Origin of the sequence: Streptomyces sp. NPDC093984, from assembly GCF_044764595.1 — a bacterium.
GTDB classification, from domain to species: Bacteria; Actinomycetota; Actinomycetes; order Streptomycetales; family Streptomycetaceae; genus Streptomyces; species Streptomyces cynarae.
Genome location: NZ_JBIWIM010000003.1, coordinates 346,616 through 368,212, shown reverse-complemented (window position 1 = coordinate 368,212; position 21,597 = coordinate 346,616). Strand labels below are relative to the sequence as shown.

The following is a 21,597-nucleotide window of genomic DNA, read 5'->3' as shown; positions in this document are numbered from 1 at the left end:
CACCACCGAACCCCGGGAATCGAGCTCTCAGGCGCTCGAAAGGGCCCTACGCCGCAACAGCCCGGCCAAAGCAGAGGCGAACTCGACAGGCTCCACCGGCAGCGCCACAGCCGCATCCGCACGGCTCCAGGTCGCGAGCCACGCATCCTGAGGCCGAGCGATCAGCACCAGCACCGGCGGACAATTGAAGATCTCGTCCTTGATCTGCCGGCACACGCCCATGCCCCCCATCGGCACGGCCTCGCCGTCCAGCACGCAGACATCGATGCCGCCCTTGTCCAGCTCCCTGAGCACGGCTTCCGGCGTGGCGCACTCCACGAACTCCACCTCGGGAACGTCCGGAGCCGGCCTGCGGCCGGAGGCCAGCCGCACCTGGGCGCGGGTGTTGGAATCGTCGCTGTAGACCAGCACCGTGGCGGTCGGCTGCATGCTTCCCTCCGGGACGTCGTCGTCGTACGGAACGGACCATCGGTGCGGATGCTACCCCCTGGAACACGGGGCCGACACCGGCGCGCACGCCCCTTCGGTGCGCCATCCGGGCACTACAGACGGTACGGACACTCCGAACGGCACCCCCCGGAGTGAGGGCGAGATAAGCGACCGACATAATGTCGGTCGTGGCGACAGCAACGACAGTAGAAACCGGGCACGCGCACCCGTCGGTCAACCGGCCGAACCTCACCAGCGTCGGAACCATCATCTGGCTGAGTTCCGAGCTGATGTTCTTCGCGGCCCTCTTCGCGATGTACTTCACCCTGCGATCGGTGACCGGGCCGGCTCACTGGAAGGAGATGGCGAGCCATCTCAACTTCCCGTTCTCGGCGACGAACACCACGATCCTGGTGCTCTCCTCCCTGACCTGCCAGCTCGGCGTGTTCGCCGCCGAGCGCGGGGACGTGAAGAAGCTCCGGGGCTGGTTCATCGTCACCTTCGTCATGGGTGCGATCTTCGTCGGCGGTCAGATCTTCGAGTACACCGAGCTGGTCAAGAAGGACGGCCTCTCGCTGTCCTCGGACCCGTACGGCTCGGTGTTCTACCTGACCACCGGCTTCCACGGCCTGCACGTGACGGGTGGTCTCATCGCCTTCCTGCTGGTCCTCGGCCGCACCTACGCGGCGCGCAGGTTCACGCATGAGCAGGCGACCGCCGCCATCGTCGTGTCCTACTACTGGCACTTCGTCGATGTCGTCTGGATCGGCCTCTTCGCCACGATCTACATGATCCGGTAGTCGGCCGCCGCGCGGCGGACGGTCCCCCGACCCGGGAAGCCGATCGCCCCCGACGACCCGATCCACCTCCAGAAGCATCGACGCAGAAGATCCTGACACCGGGGTAATCCGTGAAAAAGCTCTCCGCACGACGACGCCATCCGCTGGCGGCTGTCGTCGTCCTACTCCTCGCGCTGGCGGCCACCGGGGGGCTGTACGCAGCGTTCGCGCCCGCGACCCAGGCGCAGGCCGATACGACCGCCCAGTCCCTCGCCATCGACGAGGGCAAGAAGCTCTACCAGGTGGGCTGCGCCAGCTGCCACGGCACCAACGGTCAGGGCAGCTCCGACGGTCCCAGCCTGGTGGGCGTGGGTGCCGCGGCCGTCGACTTCCAGGTCGGCACCGGTCGTATGCCGGCCGCCACCTCGCAGGGCGCCCAGGTGCCGCGGAAGAAGCCGATCTACAACCAGACCCAGATCGACCAGCTCGCGGCATACATCTCGTCTCTCGGCGCCGGCCCGGCGATCCCGACGAAGAACGACTACAGCCCGGAAGGCGCCGACATCGCCAAGGGCGGTGAGCTCTTCCGTACGAACTGCGCGCAGTGCCACAACTTCACCGGTGAGGGCGGTGCGCTGACGCACGGCAAGTTCGCCCCGAGCCTCGAGGGTGTCGCCCCCAAGCACATCTACGAGGCCATGCTGACGGGCCCGCAGAACATGCCGTCCTTCCCGGACACCACGCTGTCGCAGCAGAACAAGAAGGACATCATCGCGTACCTGAACGCGGTCAACGGTGACCAGACCGAGAACCCCGGCGGTCTCAAGCTGGGCGGCCTCGGCCCGGTCTCCGAGGGCCTGTTCGCCTGGATCTTCGGCCTCGGCGCGCTGATCGTCGTCGCCGTCTGGGTCGCCGCTCGGACCGCAAAGGCCAAGAAGTCATGAGTAGCCACGACATTCCAGAAGAGAACCTGCCCGCTGAGCAGGACACCGAGTCCGGTGCGGTAGCCGTCGCGGACGAGGAGAACCCGTTCGCCGACCCGGGGCTGCCGCCCCACGAGCACCGCATCCAGGACATCGACGAGCGGGCCGCCAAGCGCTCCGAGCGCACGGTCGCCCTGCTGTTCACCGTGTCGATGCTGGCCACCCTCGGCTTCATCGCCTCGTACGTCGGGATCCCGAACGACAAGTCGATCTACGTCTTCCCGATCGGGCACATCAGCGCGATGAACTTCGCGCTGGGCCTGACGCTCGGCGTGGCGCTGTTCACGATCGGCGCGGGCGCGGTCCACTGGGCCCGCACCCTGATGTCCGACGTGGAGATCGCCGACGAGCGTCACCCGGTCGAGGCGTCCCCCGAGGTCAAGGCCAAGGTCATGGCCGACTTCCGGCAGGGCGCCAAGGAGTCGGTGATCGGCCGCCGCAAGCTGATCCGCACCACGATGCTCGGCGCGCTGGCCATGTTCCCGCTCTCCGGCCTCTTCCTGCTGCGCGACCTCGGCTCCCTGCCCGGGACGAAGCTGCGCCACACGATGTGGTCCAAGGGCAAGCTCCTCGTCAACATGAACACGAACCAGCCGCTGCGTCCCTCGGACGTCCAGGTCGGTTCGCTCACCTTCGCCAAGCCCGAGGGCCTGGAGGAGACCAGCGAGGACTTCCAGGTGGAGATCGCCAAGGCGGCGCTGATGATCGTCCGGCTGCAGCCGGAGAACATCAAGGACAAGAAGGAACTGTCCTGGTCCCACGACGGCATCGTGGCGTTCTCCAAGATCTGCACCCACGTCGGTTGCCCGATCTCCCTGTACGAGCAGCAGACGCACCACGTCCTCTGCCCGTGCCACCAGTCCACCTTCGACCTCTCCGACGGTGCCCGGGTCATCTTCGGCCCGGCCGGTCACGCCCTGCCGCAGCTGCGCATCGGCGTCAACGCGGACGGTTACCTCGAGGCGCTCGGCGACTTCGAGGAGCCCGTCGGTCCTGCCTTCTGGGAGCGCGGATGAGCACTACAACGAGCAACGGGTCCGCGTCGCGCGGACGGGCACCGGCCGGCGAGCGCGTCGCCGACTGGGCCGACGGACGCCTGGGCATCTACACCCTGGCCAAGTCGAACATGCGGAAGATCTTCCCCGACCACTGGTCGTTCATGTTGGGCGAGGTCTGCCTCTACAGCTTCCTCATCATCATCCTCACGGGTGTCTACCTGACCCTGTTCTTCCACCCGTCGATGAACGAGGTGGTGTACCACGGCAGTTACGTGCCGCTGCAGGGTCAGCTGATGAGCGAGGCGTTCAACTCGACGCTGCACATCAGCTTCGACGTCCGCGGCGGTCTGCTGGTCCGGCAGATCCACCACTGGGCGGCGCTGATCTTCCTCGCCGGCATGTTCGTGCACATGATGCGCGTCTTCTTCACCGGCGCGTTCCGCAAGCCGCGTGAGATCAACTGGCTGTTCGGCTTCCTGCTGTTCGTCCTCGGCATGTTCACCGGCTTCACCGGTTACTCGCTCCCGGACGACCTGCTCTCCGGCACCGGTGTCCGCTTCATGGAGGGCGCGATCCTGTCCGTGCCGATCGTCGGTACGTACCTGTCGTTCTTCCTCTTCGGCGGCGAGTTCCCGGGCGGCGACTTCGTGGCCCGGTTCTACTCGATCCACATCCTGCTGCTGCCGGGCATCATGCTCGGCCTGGTGGTCGGCCACCTGATCCTGGTCGTCTACCACAAGCACACGCAGTTCGCGGGCCCCGGCAAGACGAACACCAACGTCGTCGGCATGCCGCTGATGCCGGTGTACATGGCCAAGGCCGGAGGCTTCTTCTTCCTGGTCTTCGGCGTCATCGCGGCCATCGCGGCGATCGCCACCATCAACCCGATCTGGGCCATCGGCCCCTACCGCCCGGACCAGGTGTCCACGGGCGCCCAGCCCGACTGGTACATGGGCTTCTCCGAAGGCCTGATCCGTACGATGCCGGGCTGGGAGATCAACTTCTGGGGCCACACGCTCGTCCTGGGCGTGTTCATCCCGCTGGTGATCTTCCCGCTGGTCCTGGTCGCGATCGCGGTCTACCCGTTCATCGAGTCCTGGGTCACCGGCGACAAGCGCGAGCACCACATCCTGGACCGGCCGCGCAACGCGCCGACACGCACCGCGTTCGGTGCCGCCTGGATCTCGTGGTACTTCGTACTGCTGGTCGGTGGTGGCAACGACCTGTGGGCCACCCACTTCCACCTGTCGATCAACGCGATCACCTGGTTCGTCCGCGTCGCCTTCTTCGTGGTGCCGGTGCTCGTGTTCATCGTCACCAAGCGGATCTGCCTCGGTCTGCAGCGCCGGGACCGCGACAAGGTGCTGCACGGCCGCGAGTCGGGCATCATCAAGCGGCTGCCGCACGGTGAGTTCATCGAGGTCCACGAGCCGCTCAGCCAGGAGCAGCTGCACACGCTCACGGCGCACGAGCAGTACAAGCCGGTCGAGCTCGGCCCGACGGTCGACGAGAACGGCGTCGAGCGGAAGATCAAGGGCTCCGCGAAGCTGCGTGCCAAGCTCAGCAACGCGTACTACGGGGAGAACAACCAGATCCCCAAGCCCACGGTCGAGGAGTACAAGGAGATCACGAGCGGCCACGGCCACCACTGATCGCTGCACGCCACGCCACGGTGGAAGGGCCCCGTCCGGTGTTCGGACGGGGCCCTTCGCCATGCCCCCGGCTGGATAGGGTGGACCCGTTCGAGACTCGCGTCCCGTAGTCCGGGACACCGACCCAGGAGCGGCTTATGAGCGCTGTGCACCCCGCTGGAGGCGACACCGCGGCGGGCCGTTCCTGGCCCCAGGTGCTGAACGGGCTCCTCGAGGGCCGCGACCAGAGCGCGGACGACACCGCCTGGGCGATGGACCGCATCATGCGCGGCGAGGCGACGGACGCGCAGATCGCGGGGTTCGTGGTGGCGCTGCGGGCCAAGGGCGAGACCGTCGAGGAGATCACCGGTGTGGTTCGGGCGATGTACGAGCACGCCAACGTGATCGAGGTGTCGGGCCGCACGGTCGACATCGTCGGGACGGGCGGCGACGGCGCGAAGACGGTGAACATCTCCACGATGTCGGCGCTGGTGGTGGCCGGCACGGGCGCCAAGGTCGTCAAGCACGGAAACCGCGCGGCCTCGTCGGCGTCGGGCTCGTCGGACGTCCTGGAGAAGCTGGGCGTCAACCTCGACCTGACGCCCCAGCGGGTGGCGCAGGTCGCCGAGGAGGCGGGCATCACCTTCTGTTTCGCTGTGAAGTTCCACCCCGCGCTGCGCCATGTCGCCGCCGCGCGCGGTCAGCTGGGTATCCGGACGGTCTTCAACGCCCTCGGCCCGCTGACCAACCCGGCGAAGGTGAAGGCCCAGGCGGTCGGCGTCGCAGACCCGCGACTGGCGCCGATGATCGCCGGGGTGCTCGCCGAGCGCGGCAACTCCTCCCTGGTGTTCCGCGGCGACGACGGCCTCGACGAGCTGACGACGACTTCCACCTCCCACGTCTGGATCGTCCGCGACGGCAAGGTCACCGAGGAGACCTTCGACCCGCGGGACGCCGGTATCGAACTGGTCCCGATTCAGGCCCTGCGCGGCGGCGACCCGTCCCACAACGCCGAGGTCGCCCGCCGCCTCCTCGACGGGGAGACGGGCCCGGTACGGGACGCCGTCCTGCTGAACTCGGCTGCGGCGCTGGTGGCGCTGGAGCCGGGCGACGGCCCGCTGGCGGACCAGATCCGCACCGGCATGGCCAAGGCCGCCGAGTCGATCGACTCGGGCGCTGCCAAGCGTGTCCTGGAGCGGTGGGTGGCCGCCAGTAACGCCTGACGCCGAGCGCGCCCGCGGAAAAGGCCAGGTCAGCCTGGCTGGAGTAAAGTGAGATAAGTGGCAGCTCTCCCCGCGGGCCGCAAGGAGGCTGGGCATGATCCATTCAGCCGATATCCGTGAGTGGCGCAACCGGGACGTGATCGACGCCAAGGGCCACAAGATCGGGTCCCTTGAGGGGGTCTACGTCGACACCACCACCGACACGCCGGCCATGGTCACCGTCCGCACCGGAATGCCGACCCGGCACAGGCTCGTCTTCGTCCCCCTGGACGAGGCGACCGTGGGACCCGGGTACGTCCAGGTGGCGCACTCCAAAGGGCAGGTGCGCAAGGCGCCGTCCATCGGCCTGGACGACGTCCTGCCGGCCGAGCGTGAAGAAGAGATCTTCAAACACTACGACAGGGCCTATGAGCCCGGTGCCGACCGCGGACGCCGCCTCGCGCGCCGCTGACCCCCGGGCCGAAGGAAGTGGTCACCATGGCGGTCTTCCTGTTCCTGATCCTCGCGGCGGTCGCCCTCGGCATCATCGGCGCGGTCGCGAAGGGGCTGTTCTACCTCCTGATCATCGGCATAGTGGTGTTCCTGGCCAGCCTCGTCCTGTTCGGCATGCGCTGGGGGCGGCGCTCGAAGCACCACCTCGTTCGGTGACGCACCGGGACGGGTTCGCCCGTCCCGGTATACGGACAGAAGTTGCGAGCAGGTGATCACCTGCCGTAATTTCCACATCAGGTCATGAGCGACAGTCATTCGGCCCCGGCCGGCTGTCCGGCAACCCTCCGTCCGTGGCGGGGTGCCCCGGGTGAAGACCAGGTCGCAGGCAGCGAGGTCTGCGGCAAGCGCGGACCCCTCGTGCCTTCCAGGGGTCCTGGTCGTTCGAGGGAGCCTTCCGTGAGCAAGCGAATGCGTTAGGGCCGCAGAGCCCCGCCTCCGCACCCCCTTTTTCCTTTCACCTTCTCCGTGCCGTGCACACCGCCGCGCCCGTGCGCGCCTCCGGCACCGGTGATTCTCGCCTGCCCTACGGGAGTACACCCATGTCCGTCTCCACCCTTGCCGCCGACCAGTCCGTCTGTGCCCCGCTGCCCGTTCTGGGCCGTGATGTCACCGTCCCGCTCGTCACCGGCGGCGACGTCACCTACGCCGCGCTCGACTACGCGGCCAGCGCCCCCGCGCTGCAGCGCGTCTGGGACGACGTGGCCGCGTACGCCCCCTACTACGGCAGCGTCCACCGCGGCGCCGGCTACCTCTCCCAGCTGTCCACCGACCTGTTCGAGAACGCCCGCCGCACGGTCGCCGAGTTCCTCGACTGCCGCGACACCGACCAGGTGGTCTTCACCCGCTCCACCACCGACTCGCTCAACCTCCTGGCCGCCGCACTCCCGGCCGACTGCCAGGTCTTCGTCTTCGAGACCGAGCACCACGCCTCCCTGCTGCCGTGGCGGGACGCCCGGGTCACCTACCTCGACGCCCCGAGCAGCCCCCGGCAGGCCGTCGAGACCCTGGAGCGCGTCCTCGCCGACCGCGACCCCTACGGCCCGGCCCTGGTCTGCGTCACCGGAGCCTCCAACGTCACCGGCGAGCTGTGGCCGGTACAGGAGCTGGCGGCGGCCGCCCACGCGTACGGCGCCCGTATCGTCCTGGACGCCGCCCAGCTCGCCCCGCACCACCCGGTGTCCGTCAAGGACCTCGACGTGGACTGGGTCGCCTTCTCGGGTCACAAGCTCTACGCCCCCTTCGGCTCCGGCGTCCTGGCCGGCCGCGCCGACTGGCTGCGCCAGGCCGAGCCGTACCTCGCGGGCGGCGGCGCCAGCCGCAGCGTCACGCGCAGGACGGACGGCGGAGTGGACGTGGAGTGGCACGACACGGCCGCCCGCCACGAGGCCGGCTCCCCGAACGTGATCGGCGCCTACGCCATCGCCTCCGCCTGCAAGGCCCTCACCGAGGCCGGCTTCGACACCCTGGTCGCCCGCGAGCAGCACCTGATCCGCACGGTCAGGGAGGGCCTCGCCGACGTCCCCGAGGTCAGGATCCTCTCCCTCTTCGGCGACGACGCCCCCCGCGTCGGCGTGATCTCCTTCGTCGTCGAGGGCTGGAACAGCTCCCACTTCGCCGCCGCTCTCTCCGCCGAGTACGGCATCGGCGTCCGCGACGGCCTGTTCTGCGCCCACCCGCTGGTCCGCACCCTGCTCGGCAGCGACCCCCAGACCCAGGGCGAATGCGGCGCCCCCGAGGCGGCGCCCGGGGAGAAGTCCCTCAACGCGATCCGGGTGAGCTTCGGCGCCGGCACCCCCGACGAGCATGTGGAGCGCTTCGTCAACGCCGTGAAGGAACTGGTCAGCGACGGTGCGCGGTGGCAGTACCGCACGGAGAACGGCCGCTGCGTCCCGGCGGTCTGAGTCCTCGCGGGGCCGGTGAGGCGGTGTTCAGCGGATCAGGAGTCCAGCCCGATCGCGAACGCCGCCTCCAGGTCGTGCTGGGAGTACGTACGGAACGCCACGTGGGTGTCCGTCGCCTCGACCCCGGGGATCTTGCTGATGTGCCCGGGGATGACGTCCGCCAGCTCCTCGTGCTCCTTCACCCGCACCATGGCGATCAGGTCGTACGTCCCCGTGACGGAGAAGACCTCGCTGACGGAATCCAGCGAGGCGATCCGCTCCGCGATCTCGGGGATCCGGTCCACGCTGGTCTTGATGAGCACGATCGCGGTGATCACGGCTGCTGTTCTCCCTCGGGGGCCTCGGCTGGTGGTTTCACCCTACTCGTAGGCGTGTAGCGCACCCACGCGTAGAGGAACCCCAGCGAGAACCCCACCAGGTGGGCCAGGTAGGCCACCCCTGGCCCCTGGGCGGCCCGGCCCGCCGCCACCCACTGCAGGGACGCCCAGAACGGCAGCACCACCCACGCCGGGAACCTCAGCGGCAGGAAGAACAGGAACGGGAAGAGACTGGTCACCCGCGCCTTGGGGAAGAGGAACAGGAACGCACCCAGGACCGCGGAGATCGCCCCGGACGCTCCGACCAGGGTCTGCGCCGACGCGGCGTTGGCCGCCGCGTACCCCAGCAGCGCCAGACAGCCGCAGCCCAGGTAGAACAGGGCGAACTCCACGTGCCCCATCCGCTCCTCGGCCATGACCCCGAAAACGTAGAGGAAGAGCATGTTGCCCAGCAGATGCACCCAGCTGCCGTGCACGAACAGCGCGGTCGCGGGCGTGAGCGCCGCCCGCGGCGCCCCGCTGAACAGCTCCACCGGCACCACGCCCCAGCGGGCGAAGTAGGCCCGCTGCGCGGCGAGCAGTGCGTCCCCGGTCCCGTAGGCCGGACTCAGCCCCGCCGCCGGTCCGACGACGAAGAGCGCGCAGCACAGGACGATCAGCCCGTACGTCACCGGCGCCGACTGTCCGCGCAGCGCTCCCGCGGCCGCCCCAGGCCCTGTCGTCACATTCCCGCCTGCCCCGCGGCGTCTGGCACGCACGCTCGCCGCGTTGCCGAAGCGCCCACGTGGCTCCGCCACGAGGGCCCTCCGGCGCCTTGCGATCGCACGCACCAGACGCCGCGGGGCCCGCCCTCCGGGCGGACGACGGGAATGTGACGACAGGGCCTGCTCCAGGTGCTGATCATGGTACAGAGCATGGCGTAACCGGACCGATCCGCACAGAGTGCCTCGCCGCCGTGGAACGGGCGGGCGGCGGGTACTCGCCAGGCCGTAGGGTTACGAGCCACACGCTCCAGGGAAACTGGCGCATCACGGAGACTGGAAGAAGGAAGAGCACCCACGATGACGGTTCCCCTGCCGACGGAGACGACCCGGTGGCGCTGCACGCTCTGCGGCAACCTCACCCGTTTCGACGTGACCCGCTCGTCGAAGGTCGTCGAGTACGTGCACCTCGATCTGGCCGGGGAGCCGAAGGTGGAGGAGCGAGAGGTGGTCAGTGAGACCATCGAGTCGGTCCGTTGCCGCTGGTGCAACGCGGTCGACCAGGTGGAACTCGTGGACAGGCCGGGCGCCGGCTCCTGAGGGAGGCGGCCCCGCAGGGCGTATGGGGTGAGGGATGGCTGAGACCACAGGCGGGGAGCCGGTCGACGGCACCGCTGAGGTGCTCGACCGTCCGCTGCCCGACGGCGTGCGCCGCCGGGTCGTGCAGATCGTGTCCGACGGCTTCGGCGGGCTGACCCTCGCCGAACTGCCCGCACAGCTGCGGCAGTACGCCCGGTTCACCCCGACCCGCCGGGCCAAGTTCGCGGGCAACGCCATGGCGGCGGCCGTGGAGAGGGACGCGCTGTTCCGGCAGCGCATCGCCGAGAAGCTCAGAGAGGCGCAGCCGGAGCTCACCGGCGCCCTCGACTCCGGCTCGCCGCCCCCGGCCGCGGACCCGCTCGACGTGGCGGCCGCGGCCTATGTAGTGCGCCCGGCGGGCTGGGTGAAGCTGGTGACCGCCGCCGGCGAGGAGGCCCAGCGCGTCGACGCCGAGCGCGCCGACGAGGAGAGCCGGGCCGAGCTGGAACGGCTGCGCGCGGAGCTGGCGGCCGCACGCGAACACACCCGCACCGAGACCGAGCGGCTGCGGGCGGAGCTGGACGCGGCGCGCAAGGAAGCCGACTCGCTTCACCGCAAGCTGCGAGCCGCCCTCAGCGACGTCAGACGCGGCGAGGCCGCCCTGCGCAAGGCCCAGGGCGAGATCGAGGCGGTGCGCGCCGAAGGACAGGCCCAGCTCTCCGCCGCCGAGAGCGAGACCCGGCGGCTCAAGGCGCGCCTCGGCGAGGCGGAGGCCACCCTGGAGGCCACGCGCAGGGCGGCGCGCGAGGGCCGCAGCGTCGAGGACATGCGGGTACGGCTGTTGCTCGACACCCTGCTCGACGCGGCCCAGGGGCTGCGCCGCGAACTGGCGCTGCCACCGGTCTCCGTACGGCCGGCGGAGACCGTGGACGCGGTCGAACCGGGACGAATGACCCCGAAGGACATCGCCGCCCGTGCGCTGTCCGAGAACGATCCCGCGATTCTCGACCAGTTGCTCGCACTGCCCCAGGTGCATCTGGTCGTCGACGGCTACAACGTCACCAAGACCGGTTATCCGCAGATGCCGCTGGAGAAGCAGCGCCTGAGGCTCCTCGGTCAGCTCTCCCAACTCGCCGCGCAGACCGGCGCCGAGGTCACCTGTGTCTTCGACGGGGCCGAACTGGCGGCACCGGTGCTGCTCGCGCCGCCGCGCGGGGTGCGGGTGCTGTTCTCCAAACCGGGCGTCACCGCCGACGAGTTGATCCGCCAGCTGGTGCGCGCCGAGCCGCCGGGCCGGCCCGTCATCGTCGCCTCCACGGACCGCGAGGTGGCCGACGGGGTCGCGAGGGCGGGAGCGCGCCCGGTTGCTTCGGCGGTGCTGCTGAAGCGTCTCTCGCGCGGCTGAAATCGGGCCTGAGGTCACCTACGTCACCAACCGCAACGTACAGGCTCAATGCCCGAATTGACGGAACCGTCGCGCAACGTAGCGTCAGGGCTGCCTCACTTCCTGTGCCTCATGTGCAAAGAATGCACTGCGTGACTGGATTTTTTGGTGTGAGGATTTGAATTCATCACGATGAGGTCACTAGGGTCTGGCCTCGAACCTCCAAGCGGGTGATCACTCAGAAGAAGGAGCCTGCTTCCGTGGCGTCCCACCGTCGACCCAAGCAGCCGAGTCGTGCACGTGTGACCGTGCTGACCACCGCGGCCGCCGCCGCTGTCGCGTTCAGCGCGAACGCCGCCAACGCGGCGCCCAGTGCCAAGCCGAGCGTGGACGAGGTCAAGTCCAAGGTCGACAAGCTCTACGAGGACGCGGAGAAGGCCACCGAGCAGTACGACGCGGCCAAGGAGAAGCAGGAGCAGCTCCAGAAGGAGATATCCACCCTCCAGGACAAGGTCGCCCGGGGCCAGGACGAGCTCAACAAGCTGCGCGACGGCATCGGCACCATGGCCAGCGCCCAGTACCGCACCGGCAGCATCGACCCCTCCCTCCAGCTCTTCCTCTCCTCGAACCCGGACGACTACCTCGACAAGGCGTCCACCCTCGACCAGTTGAGCAGCCAGCAGGTCGAGGCGCTGAAGAAGATCCAGGAGAAACAGCGCGAGCTGGCCCAGGAGCGCCAGGAAGCCACCGACAAGCTCAAGGACCTCGCCGCCACCCGCGCCGAACTGGGCAAGAAGAAGCAGGAAGTCCAGGGCAAGCTCGCCGCGGCGCAGAAGCTCCTCAACAGCCTCACCGCCCAGCAGCGGGCCGCCCTCCAGGCCGACCAGGAACGCGCCAGCCGGGCCAGCGAACGCAGCGCCCTCAGCGTCGGCGTCGGCTCCGGCCGGGCCGGTGCCGCCTTCTCCGCCGCCCAGACCCAGATCGGCAAGCCGTACGTCTACGGCGCCACGGGCCCCAACGCCTACGACTGCTCGGGCCTGACCTCCTGGGCGTACGCGCAGGCCGGCGTCTCCATCCCGCGCACCTCGCAGGAGCAGGCGAACATAGGCACCCGCATCTACTCGGTCAACGACCTCAAGGTCGGCGACCTGGTGTTCTTCTTCAGCGACATCCACCACGTGGGTCTCTACGCGGGCAACGGCCAGATCCTGCACGCCCCGCGCACCGGCACCGTCGTCCGCTACGAGTCGATGTCCACGATCGGCGGACCGTTCATGTTCGGCGTCCGGGTCTGAATCGCGAGTCCGACCCGGTTACCCGGTTCCTCGAACCGCACGACACCACACCGCCCGAACGAGCGAATTCCAGCGACTTACGCTGACTCCACGCCCTGCCCATGACCTGCGTCAGCGGCGGGGCGTCGCTCTGTCGGCCCCTCGAGGGCTTTGGACCCGTCGTGATCATCCCGCTACTGTCTGCCGCGTTTCCCCCGCCGCCCGGCGGGCGGTTCGTCAGCGGAAGGAGAGCGACCGGTCGTGGGGTCCCATCGCCGCCTTGCACCATCCGGCATGCGCCAGGGCGCCAGCGCCGCGGAGTCCAACCGAGCCCTGAAGAGGGCAGCCGCCGTACTGTCCGCCGCAGCGGCGGCCGCGGCGACACTGGGCGCCGTACCGGCGAACGCCGCGCCACGCGACGCCCGGGCCACGGTGGACCGGCTGTACCGGGAGGCGGAGCAGGCCACCGAGGCCTACAACAAGGCCGGGGAACGCGCCGACGCGCTGCGCCGGGACGTCGGCCGGGCACAGGACCGCGTCGCCCGGCAGCAGGACCGCGTCAACAGCATGCGGGACGCGCTCGGTGCGCTCGCCGGGGCCCAGTACCGCTCCGGCGGACTCGCCTCCTCCCTCGCGCTGCTGCTGTCGGACAACCCCGGCGAGTACCTCGACCGGGCGGCCGTGCTGGACCGGATCGGCGCCCGCCAGGCCGGGCAGCTCAAGGAACTCCAGGGAGCGCTGCGCCGGTTGGCCCGGGAACGCGCGGTGGTGGCCGGTGAGCTCGCCCAGTTGGAGAAGAGCCGCGAGGCGGTCGCGCAGCACAAGAAGGCCGTGGAGCTCAAGCTCGTCGCGGCGCAGCGGCTGCTGAACTCCCTGCCGACCGAGGAGCGCACCGCCTACCAGCGGGCCTCCCGCTCCGCCGGCGAGGTGCCCGCCCTCACCCCGGCGGCGGCGCCCGACTCCCGCGCGGCGGCCGCCGTCGCCGCCGCCCGCTCCGCGCTCGGCCGCCCGTACGTGTGGGGCGCCAACGGGCCGGGCGGCTTCGACTGTTCGGGCCTCACGCAGTGGGCGTACGCACGGGCGGGCATCGGCCTGCCGCGCACCTCGCAGCAGCAGCGGTACGCCGGCCGCCAGGTGCCGCTGTCCCAGGCGCAGCCCGGGGACCTGGTGGTCTACCGATCCGACGCCAGCCATGTGGCGATGTACGTCGGCAACGGCCAGGTCATCCACGCACCCCACCCGGGGGCGGCGGTGCGCTACGACCCGGTCGGCATGATGCCGATCACCTCGGTCACCAGGCCCTGAAGGCACCGGTCCGCGGCCGAAACCGCCGCGCGAGTGGCCCGTGGGCGCCGCGTACGATCGGACGGTGGCTGATCGTGGTCGTGCGTCGGGGATCGTGGCGTGCTGTGTCCTGCTGCTGGCCGGGCTCGTCGGCTGCGGCGGCGCCGCCCCCGCCGAGAACGGGACGGCCGCCGTGCGGCAGCTGCTCGACCGGCGGGCGACGGCGGTCCTGGACGGCGACCGGTCCGCGTTCCTCGCGACCCAGACCCGCACCGCGGGCGCCGCCGGGTACGACAACCTGCGCGCCGTGCCGCTGGCCGCCTGGTCGTACCGGCTCACCGCCGTCTCCCTGACCGGTGACCGGGCCACCGCCGACGCCCAACTGCGCTACCGCGTCAGGGGATACGACCGGGCGCCCGTCACCGCCGCCCGGTCACTGCGGCTGACCCGCAGTGGCGGACGCTGGTACGTCACCTCCGAGGAGCCCGCGCGGAAGGCCGCCCGGCAACTGTGGGACCAGGGCACCGTCGAAGCGGTTCGCGGAGCGCACAGCCTCGTCCTCGGCGTCGGGCAACCACGGGAGGCGCTGCGGGAGTACGCGCGCCTCGCGGACCGGGCGGTGCCCGCCGTCACCGAGGCGTGGGGGACCGGCTGGCCGGGCCGGGTCGTGGTGCTCGTGCCGAAGTCGCTGGCGGGCATGGCGGCGCTGCTCGGCGCTCCGGCGTCCGGGTACCGGGGGATAGCCGCGGTCACCACCGGTGAGGTGGGCGGGAGCGGGACGGCGCCCGCGGACCGGATCACCGTCAACCCGGACGCCTACGCCATCCTCGGGGACCTCGGCAAACAGGTCGTCCTCACCCATGAGACCACCCATGTCGCAACCCGCCGCCACACCACGGCGGCCACACCCCTGTGGCTCTCCGAGGGGTACGCCGACTGGGTCGGCTACCGCCGCACCGGCCGGACCCCCGCCGAGGTGGCACCCGAACTCGAGCGCGCCGTCGCGCTCGGCACCGCCCCGTCCGCGCTGCCGCGGGACTCCGACTTCGCCTTCTCCGGGGACGCGGGCAAACTGGCGCAGGCCTACGAAAGCGGCTGGACGGCCTGCCGGATGATCGCCGACCGCTGGGGCGAGGCCCGGCTGAACGACTTCTACCGGGCGGTCGGCGACCACGGGCAGCGCCAGGGATCGGTCGAGACGGCCCTCGCAAGGGTGCTCGGCACGACACCGGAGAAGTTCACGCAGCAGTGGCGGGCGTGTCTGAGGTCCCAACTCGGCTGAGGCCACGGCCGGTTCGCTCCGGCATGGAGCAGGGGCCTCGCTCAGGAGGGCGTCAGAGTCTCCTGGGTGCGGGCGGTCTGAGGCGGCACCGTCGCGGTCGGGCGGGAGACCGTGGTGCGCCACAGGGCCCTGGCCGCGGTCAGTGCGGCGAGCAGCAGCAGGCCGTTGCGCGTGGCGAGGAGGGTGACGCCCAGCCGGTCGCTCGCCACGACGTTCGCGAAGTACACCGGGAACTCCAGGACCGTGGCGAGGCAGGCGGCCAGGACCAGCCCGGCGGGCAGGAGCATCCGGCTGCCGGGAAAGCACAGGCAGACGGCCGCGAGCCCGACCAGCCACACCATGTACTGCGGGCTGATCACCCGGCTGGTGAGCGTGAACAGCAGCACCGCCACGAAGGCCGCGTCCGCGAGCGCGTGCGGCGGCAGGCGGCGCACGCTCACCCGCCACAGCAGCAGCCAGCCGAACGCGATCACGGTCAGGAAGAGGGCCGCCGCGCTGACCCAGTCGACGTAGGGGCCGAGGAACTCCACCGAGCCGTAGTTGAGCATCACCCGGCCCTCCCAGCCGTGGTGCCGGGCCACGTGGAACACCAGCGAGCCCAGCGACTCCACCTCGGTGCCGCGGTCGCGCTGGGCGGTCAGGAAGGAGAAGGCGCCGGGCATCGCCACGGCGAACAGCAGGGCGAGAGCGCCCGCCGTCGCCGCGGCCGAGATCCAGGCCCGGCGCCTGCCGGCGCCCACCAGCAGCAGCGCCGGCCACACCTTCAGCAGCGCGCCGAACGCCGCCAGCGCTCCCATCAGCCGCGGGCGGCGCGTCCCGGCCAGCAGCGCGGCGACCGCCACGGCCGTCACCATCAGGTCGTAGCGGGCGTACACCGTCGGGCCGAGCAGCGGAACCCCGACCACCCACACCCAGGCGCCGCGCAGGGACTTGCCGCGCCTCAGGCCCGCGTACAGCAGAAGGCCGAAACCCGCCAGGTCGGCGACGCAGGCGAGCACGAAGAACGCCTGCGCGTACTGGAGGAAGGGCAGCAGCGCGGGGGACAGGATCGCGAGTGCCGCGGCGGGCGGGTACTGCCAGGTGACGTCGCCCTGGGGGAACCTGCCGGTGCGCAGGGTCTCGTACCAGCCCTGGTAGATCACCGAGACGTCGCTGGTGACGTCCGGCCCGGGGAAGACCCACACCTTGAAGACGAAGAGCAGCAGGACGAGTCTCGTCAGCAGCCAGGTGGCGAGCAGCAGCCAGACCGGAATGCGCCGTGCGCCCGCCATGTACACCTTCAGTCCCTGTCCTCACTCGTCGGGTACCGCTGTCGCCGAGGGGCCATGATCTCGCGTCGAGCCGGGCGGGGGGCGGCAAACGCGGCCGTACGGCGCTGTGAGTACGGTCGCACAACCGGTTCGGTACTGTCGACGACGATGCACAAGACCCTCATCGTGACGAACGACTTTCCGCCGCGCCCCGGCGGCATCCAGGCGTTCCTGCACAACATGGCGCTCCGCCTGGACCCCGACCGGCTGGTCGTCTACGCCTCCACCTGGAAGCGCGGCCGGGAGGGCGCCGAGGCGACGGCCGCCTTCGACGCCGGGCAGCCCTTCACCGTCGTACGGGACCGGACGACGATGCTGCTGCCGACGCCGGCCGCGACCCGGCGGGCCGTGGGGCTGCTGAGGGAGCACGGCTGCACCTCGGTGTGGTTCGGGGCGGCGGCACCGCTCGGACTGATGGCCCCGGCGCTGCGGCGCGCCGGCGCCCGGCGGCTGGTCGCCACCACGCACGGCCACGAGGCGGGCTGGGCCCAACTGCCCGCAGCGCGCACCCTGTTGCGGCGCATCGGTGAGTCCACGGACACGATCACCTACCTCGGCGAGTACACCCGCTCCCGCATCGCCGCCGCACTCAGCCCTCAGGCGGCCGACCGGATGGTGCAGCTGCCGCCGGGCGTCGACGAGAAGACCTTCCACCCCGGCTCGGGCGGCGACGAGGTCCGCGCCCGCCTGGGGCTCACGGACCGCCCGGTGGTGGTCTGCGTCTCCCGCCTGGTTCCGCGCAAGGGCCAGGACACCCTGATCCGGGCGCTGCCGCGCATCCTCGCCAAGGAGCCGGAGACGGTCCTGCTGATCGTCGGGGGCGGGCCCTACGAGAGGGACCTGCGCAGGCTCGCCCAGGAGACCGGGGTCGCCGACGCGGTCCACTTCACCGGCGCCGTGCCCTGGTCCCAGCTGCCCGCGCACTACGGGGCGGGCGACGTCTTCGCGATGCCGTGCCGCACCCGCAGGGGCGGCCTGGACGTGGAGGGCCTCGGCATCGTCTACCTGGAGGCCTCCGCTACGGGCCTCCCGGTGGTGGCCGGCGACTCGGGCGGCGCCCCGGACGCGGTGCTGGACGGCGAGACGGGATGGGTGGTGCGGGGCGGCTCGGAGGAGGAGACGGCGGACCGCATCATCACCCTCCTGGGAGACCCGGAGTTGCGCCGCAGGATGGGGGAGCGCGGCAGGCAGTGGATCGAGGAGAGGTGGCGCTGGGACCTGCTGGCCGAGAGGCTCCGGGAACTTTTGTGAAGGGGCTGGGTGCGCCCCTTTGGGGGCGCGAGGAACTGCGCGACAAGCCACCAAATAGCCGCAGTCGCCCAACGGCAGGAAGTGGCACCCCTTAAGGCGCCCGAACCCTAGCCGGAACCCGAAAATCCGCCGATGCTGCGCCCATGACATCAAACCTGACGCGCCGTCAGATCCTGGGCATCGCAGCCCTGCAGACGGCAGCCACACTGGGGTTCACCCGCATCAACCTGCACTCAGCCCAAGCCGCAGAGCCCGACGCGGTCGACAGCGCCCCGGCGATAGTCATCGGCTCCGGCTACGGCGGCGCCGTGGCCGCCCTCCGCCTCGGCCAGGCCGGCATCCGCACCCTCGTCCTGGAGATGGGCCGCCTGTGGAACACCCCCGGTTCCGACGGCACGGTGTTCTGCTCCACCAGCGCCCCGGACCGCAGATCCATGTGGTTCCGCACCCGCACCGAGGCCCCGCTCGCCACCTTCCTCTGGCTGGACGTCGTCAACCGGGACATCAGCCCCTACCCCGGCGTCCTCGACCGCGTGCACTTCGACGCCATGTCCGTGTACGTGGGCCGCGGCGTCGGCGGCGGCTCCCTCGTCAACGGCGGCATGGCGGTCACACCCGTCCAGTCGTACTTCAGCGAGCAGTTCCCCACCGTCGACGCCACCGAGATGTACGGCACGTACTTCCCGCGCGCCCGCGCCATGCTCGGCGTCAACACGATCGACCCCGCCTGGTTCGAGTCGACCGAGTGGTACCGGTTCGCCCGCACCTCCCGAAAGGCCGCCGCGAACACCGGCCTGAAGACCACCTTCGTGCCCAACGTCTACGACTTCGCCTACATGCGGCGCGAGGCGGACGGCACCGCCACCAGGTCCGCACTCGCCGGCGAGGTCATCTACGGCAACAACCACGGCAAGCGCAGCCTCGACAGGACCTACCTCGCCGCCGCGCTCGGCACCGGCAACGTGACCATCAACACCCTGGAGCGGGTCAGGGAGATCCGGAGAGCCGCCGACGGCACCTACGTACTGACCGCAGACCGGATCGACGTGACCGGTGCGGTCGTCGAGACCAAGCAGTACGGGTGCACGTACCTCTTCCTCGCGGCGGGCAGTATCGGCACCACAGAACTCCTGGTGCGCGCACGGGAGACGGGCACCCTGCCCGCGCTCGACGCGAGCGTCGGCACCGGCTGGGGCACCAACGGCAACGTGATGCTCGGCCGTGCCAACCACGTCTGGGACACGGTCGGTGCCGACGAGTCCACCATCCCCGTGATGGGCATCGACGACTGGGCCAACGCCGACAATCCCGTCTTCGCCGAGATCGCCCCGCTGCCGACGGGGCTCGAGCACTGGGTCAGCCTCTACCTGGCGATCACCAAGAACCCTCAGCGGGCATCGTTCACGTACGACCCCTCGACCGACGGCGTGAAACTCGGCTGGAGCGCCGCCCAGAGCGCCGTCTCCGTGCGCATGGCCAAGAAGCTCTTCGACCGGATCAACACCGCCAACTCCACCATCTACCGGTACGACCTCTTCGGCGCCGGCAGCAAGGTCTTCGCCGACGACTTCACGTACCACCCGCTCGGCGGCTGTGTGCTGGGCAGGGCGACCGACGGCCACGGCCGGGTGAAGGGGTACTCGAGGCTGTACGTCACCGACGGCTCCCTGGTGCCCGGCAACCTCGGCGTCAATCCGTTCCTCACCATCACCGCGCTCGCGGAACGCACCATGGCGCGGGTCCTCGCCGAGGACACCGCGCCATGACGTGAGACGTGAGAGGGGGCCGACTACTTCCGGTAGAGGGCCTCGATCTCCTCCGCGTAGTCCCTCGCCACCACGTTCCGCTTGAGCTTCAGGGACGGCGTGAGGTGGCCCGACTCCTCGGTGAACTGGGAGGAGAGAATGCGGAACTTCCGCACCGATTCCGCCTTCGACACCGCGGCGTTGCCGTCGTCGACCGCGCCTTGGACCGCGGCGAGCAGATCCGGGTCGTCACACAGCGACGCCGCGGTGGAACCCGCCGGCTTGCCGTGCTCGGCCGCCCAGCGGCCCAGGAACTCCTCGTCGATCGTGATCAGCGCGCCCACGAACGGACGCCCGTCGCCCACCACCATGCACTCCGCGACCAGCGCGTGCGCCCTGATGCGGTCCTCGATCACGGCCGGGGCCACGTTCTTGCCGCCCGCGGTGACGATGATCTCCTTCTTGCGGCCGGTGATCCTGAGGTAGCCGTCCTCGTCGAGGGTGCCGATGTCACCGGTGTGGAACCAGCCGTCGGCCAGCGCCTCCGCGGTCGCGGCCTCGTTGTTCCAGTAGCCCTTGAACAGGTGCTCGCCGTGCAGCAGCACCTCGCCGTCGTCCGCGATACGGATCACGGAACCCGGCAGCGGCTGGCCGACCGTACCGATCTTCTGGCGGTCCCACGGGTTGAACGCCGTCGCCGCGCAGGACTCGGTCAGGCCGTAGCCCTCCAGGACCGTGAAGCCGATGCCGCGGAAGAAGTGACCCAGGCGCTCGCCCAGCGGGGCGCCGCCCGAGATGGCGTACTCGCCGCGGCCGCCCAGCACCGCGCGCAGCTTGCTGTAGACGAGCTTGTCGAACGTCTTGTGCTTGATCCTCAGGCCGAGGGACGGACCGGACGGCGAGTCCAGCGCCTTGCTGTAGGCGATCGCCGTGTCCGCCGCCTTGTCGAAGATCTTCCCCTTGCCGTCCGCCTGCGCCTTGGCGCGCGCCGAGTTGTACACCTTCTCGAACACGCGCGGCACGCCGAGGACCAACGTCGGCCGGAACGCGGCCAGTTCGTCGGTGAGGTTCTTGATGTCCGGGACACAGCCCAGCTTGATCGGCGCCATCATCGGCGCGATCTGCACCAGACGCCCGAAGACGTGCGCGAGCGGCAGGAAGAGCAGGACCGAGCACTCGCCGGTACGGAACAGGGGGCGCAGCCGCTCCACGACGTTCCCGCACTCGGCGAAGAAGTTGCGGTGGGTCAGCACACAGCCCTTGGGGCGCCCGGTGGTGCCGCTGGTGTAGACGATCGTCGCCGGATCGTCGGCCTTGGCGAGGGAGCTGCGCTCCTCGACCGCCGTGTCGCTGACGTCCCGGCCGACGCGGCCGAGCTCCTCCACGGCCCCGGCCTCGATCTGCCAGACGTGCTTGAGCGCGGGCAGCTTCTCGCGCACCGTCTCGACGGCCGCGGCGTGTGTGTCCTGCTCCACGATGCAGGCGGTCGCGCCCGAGTCGCTGAGGATCCACTGCACCTGCTCCGGAGAGCTGGTCTCGTACACCGGCACGGTGACCCCGCCCGCGCTCCAGATCGCGAAGTCCAGCAGCGTCCACTCGTAGCGGGTCCGCGACATCAGGCCCACCCGGTCGCCCGGCTGCACCCCGGAGGCGATCAGGCCCTTCGCAGCGGCCTGCACCTCGGCGAGGAAGGCGGTGGCGGTGACGTCCTGCCAGGCGCCCGCCACCTTGCGGGCGATGACGGCGACGTCCGGATGCTGCGCGGCGTTTCTGCGGACGATGTCGGTCAGGTTTCCGTCCGCAGGGACCTCGTACAAAGCCGGAAGGCTGAACTCGCGCAAGACTGCTGCTCCTCACAGGGCGCCGACGCCACGACTCTGTGTGCTGCGACGGTGCGGTCCAAGGCTCGGTCAGGTGCTCAGGATTCCTCCGGGATTCACTGGTTGAAACCCTGAGCACGACTGGACTGCCCGGACGTTACCCGCCGGTATGGCTTCTCCGACAGGGGGTCCCGGCGAGATGTTCCGTGCGTCA

20 protein-coding genes and 1 riboswitch are annotated in these 21,597 nt (G+C 70.3%); of the genes, 15 read left to right on the top strand and 5 right to left on the bottom strand.

Going from position 1 to position 21,597, the window contains the following annotated elements:
• Window positions 1–27: 27 nt before the first annotated feature.
• Window positions 28–429, bottom strand: a complete 402-nt coding sequence (locus ACIRC0_RS13855) for a hypothetical protein (RefSeq protein ID WP_263229505.1) — start codon at window positions 427–429, stop codon at window positions 28–30.
• A gap of 179 nt (window positions 430–608) precedes the next feature.
• On the opposite strand from ACIRC0_RS13855, the gene ACIRC0_RS13850 reads away from it, so the two are divergent.
• The 8 genes from ACIRC0_RS13850 to ACIRC0_RS13815 all read left to right on the top strand — a co-directional run bounded on the left by ACIRC0_RS13850 (window position 609) and on the right by ACIRC0_RS13815 (window position 8,436).
• Complete coding sequence (locus ACIRC0_RS13850) at window positions 609–1,229, top strand: heme-copper oxidase subunit III (protein ID WP_403615507.1); 621 nt, start codon at window positions 609–611, stop codon at window positions 1,227–1,229.
• 110 nt (window positions 1,230–1,339) lie between these two features.
• Complete coding sequence (locus ACIRC0_RS13845) at window positions 1,340–2,152, top strand: c-type cytochrome (protein WP_263229504.1); 813 nt, start codon at window positions 1,340–1,342, stop codon at window positions 2,150–2,152.
• Window positions 2,149–3,207, top strand: coding sequence for a Rieske 2Fe-2S domain-containing protein (locus tag ACIRC0_RS13840; RefSeq protein ID WP_403615504.1), 1,059 nt, complete (start codon window positions 2,149–2,151; stop codon window positions 3,205–3,207). Before ACIRC0_RS13845 ends, ACIRC0_RS13840 begins: the two co-directional genes overlap by 4 nt.
• Entirely contained in the window at window positions 3,204–4,841 is a 1,638-nt protein-coding gene (locus ACIRC0_RS13835; RefSeq protein ID WP_403615501.1) for a cytochrome bc complex cytochrome b subunit, read from the top strand. Before ACIRC0_RS13840 ends, ACIRC0_RS13835 begins: the two co-directional genes overlap by 4 nt.
• Before the next feature lie 137 nt (window positions 4,842–4,978).
• On the top strand, window positions 4,979–6,043 hold the full coding sequence (gene trpD / locus ACIRC0_RS13830) for an anthranilate phosphoribosyltransferase (protein WP_403615498.1): 1,065 nt from the start codon (window positions 4,979–4,981) through the stop codon (window positions 6,041–6,043).
• Between the two features lie 94 nt (window positions 6,044–6,137).
• Complete coding sequence (locus ACIRC0_RS13825; protein ID WP_403615495.1) at window positions 6,138–6,494, top strand: PRC-barrel domain-containing protein; 357 nt, start codon at window positions 6,138–6,140, stop codon at window positions 6,492–6,494.
• A 26-nt stretch (window positions 6,495–6,520) separates the two neighbouring features.
• Window positions 6,521–6,691 (top strand): hypothetical protein, encoded by a 171-nt coding sequence (locus ACIRC0_RS13820; protein WP_263229499.1) that lies wholly within the window; start codon window positions 6,521–6,523, stop codon window positions 6,689–6,691.
• Between the two features lie 80 nt (window positions 6,692–6,771).
• A riboswitch (SAM riboswitch) is annotated at window positions 6,772–6,888 on the top strand.
• A gap of 186 nt (window positions 6,889–7,074) precedes the next feature.
• The gene (locus tag ACIRC0_RS13815; protein WP_403615492.1) at window positions 7,075–8,436 is read left to right on the top strand and encodes an aminotransferase class V-fold PLP-dependent enzyme; all 1,362 of its coding nucleotides are present in this window, start codon (window positions 7,075–7,077) and stop codon (window positions 8,434–8,436) included.
• 35 nt (window positions 8,437–8,471) lie between these two features.
• On the opposite strand, the gene ACIRC0_RS13810 is transcribed toward ACIRC0_RS13815, so the two are convergent.
• Window positions 8,472–8,753, bottom strand: coding sequence for an Lrp/AsnC family transcriptional regulator (locus tag ACIRC0_RS13810; protein ID WP_403615489.1), 282 nt, complete (start codon window positions 8,751–8,753; stop codon window positions 8,472–8,474).
• Window positions 8,750–9,478: a rhomboid family intramembrane serine protease gene (locus ACIRC0_RS13805; protein WP_403615486.1), complete on the bottom strand. Its 729-nt coding sequence runs from the start codon at window positions 9,476–9,478 to the stop codon at window positions 8,750–8,752. Before ACIRC0_RS13805 ends, ACIRC0_RS13810 begins: the two co-directional genes overlap by 4 nt.
• A gap of 336 nt (window positions 9,479–9,814) precedes the next feature.
• Here ACIRC0_RS13805 and ACIRC0_RS13800 point away from each other — a divergent pair, with 336 nt between their 5' ends.
• From ACIRC0_RS13800 to ACIRC0_RS13780, 5 genes are all read left to right on the top strand, one after another.
• Window positions 9,815–10,054 (top strand): hypothetical protein, encoded by a 240-nt coding sequence (locus ACIRC0_RS13800; RefSeq protein ID WP_103843079.1) that lies wholly within the window; start codon window positions 9,815–9,817, stop codon window positions 10,052–10,054.
• Window positions 10,055–10,088: 34 nt separating this feature from the next.
• On the top strand, window positions 10,089–11,438 hold the full coding sequence (locus ACIRC0_RS13795; protein WP_403615483.1) for an NYN domain-containing protein: 1,350 nt from the start codon (window positions 10,089–10,091) through the stop codon (window positions 11,436–11,438).
• Between the two features lie 239 nt (window positions 11,439–11,677).
• Window positions 11,678–12,712, top strand: coding sequence for an NlpC/P60 family protein (locus ACIRC0_RS13790; RefSeq protein WP_403615481.1), 1,035 nt, complete (start codon window positions 11,678–11,680; stop codon window positions 12,710–12,712).
• Window positions 12,713–12,952: 240 nt separating this feature from the next.
• Window positions 12,953–13,996: an NlpC/P60 family protein gene (locus tag ACIRC0_RS13785; RefSeq protein WP_403615478.1), complete on the top strand. Its 1,044-nt coding sequence runs from the start codon at window positions 12,953–12,955 to the stop codon at window positions 13,994–13,996.
• Between the two features lie 64 nt (window positions 13,997–14,060).
• Window positions 14,061–15,257 (top strand): hypothetical protein, encoded by a 1,197-nt coding sequence (locus ACIRC0_RS13780; protein WP_403615475.1) that lies wholly within the window; start codon window positions 14,061–14,063, stop codon window positions 15,255–15,257.
• Between the two features lie 41 nt (window positions 15,258–15,298).
• Here ACIRC0_RS13780 and ACIRC0_RS13775 read toward each other — a convergent pair whose 3' ends face one another.
• Window positions 15,299–16,528: a glycosyltransferase 87 family protein gene (locus ACIRC0_RS13775; RefSeq protein ID WP_403615473.1), complete on the bottom strand. Its 1,230-nt coding sequence runs from the start codon at window positions 16,526–16,528 to the stop codon at window positions 15,299–15,301.
• A 147-nt stretch (window positions 16,529–16,675) separates the two neighbouring features.
• On the opposite strand from ACIRC0_RS13775, the gene ACIRC0_RS13770 reads away from it, so the two are divergent.
• Together ACIRC0_RS13770 and ACIRC0_RS13765 are read left to right on the top strand one after the other, a co-directional pair.
• On the top strand, window positions 16,676–17,818 hold the full coding sequence (locus ACIRC0_RS13770; protein ID WP_403615471.1) for a glycosyltransferase family 4 protein: 1,143 nt from the start codon (window positions 16,676–16,678) through the stop codon (window positions 17,816–17,818).
• A 143-nt stretch (window positions 17,819–17,961) separates the two neighbouring features.
• Window positions 17,962–19,584 carry a GMC oxidoreductase gene (locus ACIRC0_RS13765; protein WP_403615469.1) on the top strand — a complete coding sequence of 541 codons (1,623 nt, stop codon included), beginning with the start codon at window positions 17,962–17,964 and terminating at the stop codon, window positions 19,582–19,584.
• Window positions 19,585–19,607: 23 nt separating this feature from the next.
• On the opposite strand, the gene ACIRC0_RS13760 is transcribed toward ACIRC0_RS13765, so the two are convergent.
• Window positions 19,608–21,404, bottom strand: coding sequence for an AMP-dependent synthetase/ligase (locus ACIRC0_RS13760; protein WP_403615466.1), 1,797 nt, complete (start codon window positions 21,402–21,404; stop codon window positions 19,608–19,610).
• Window positions 21,405–21,597 lie beyond the last annotated feature (193 nt).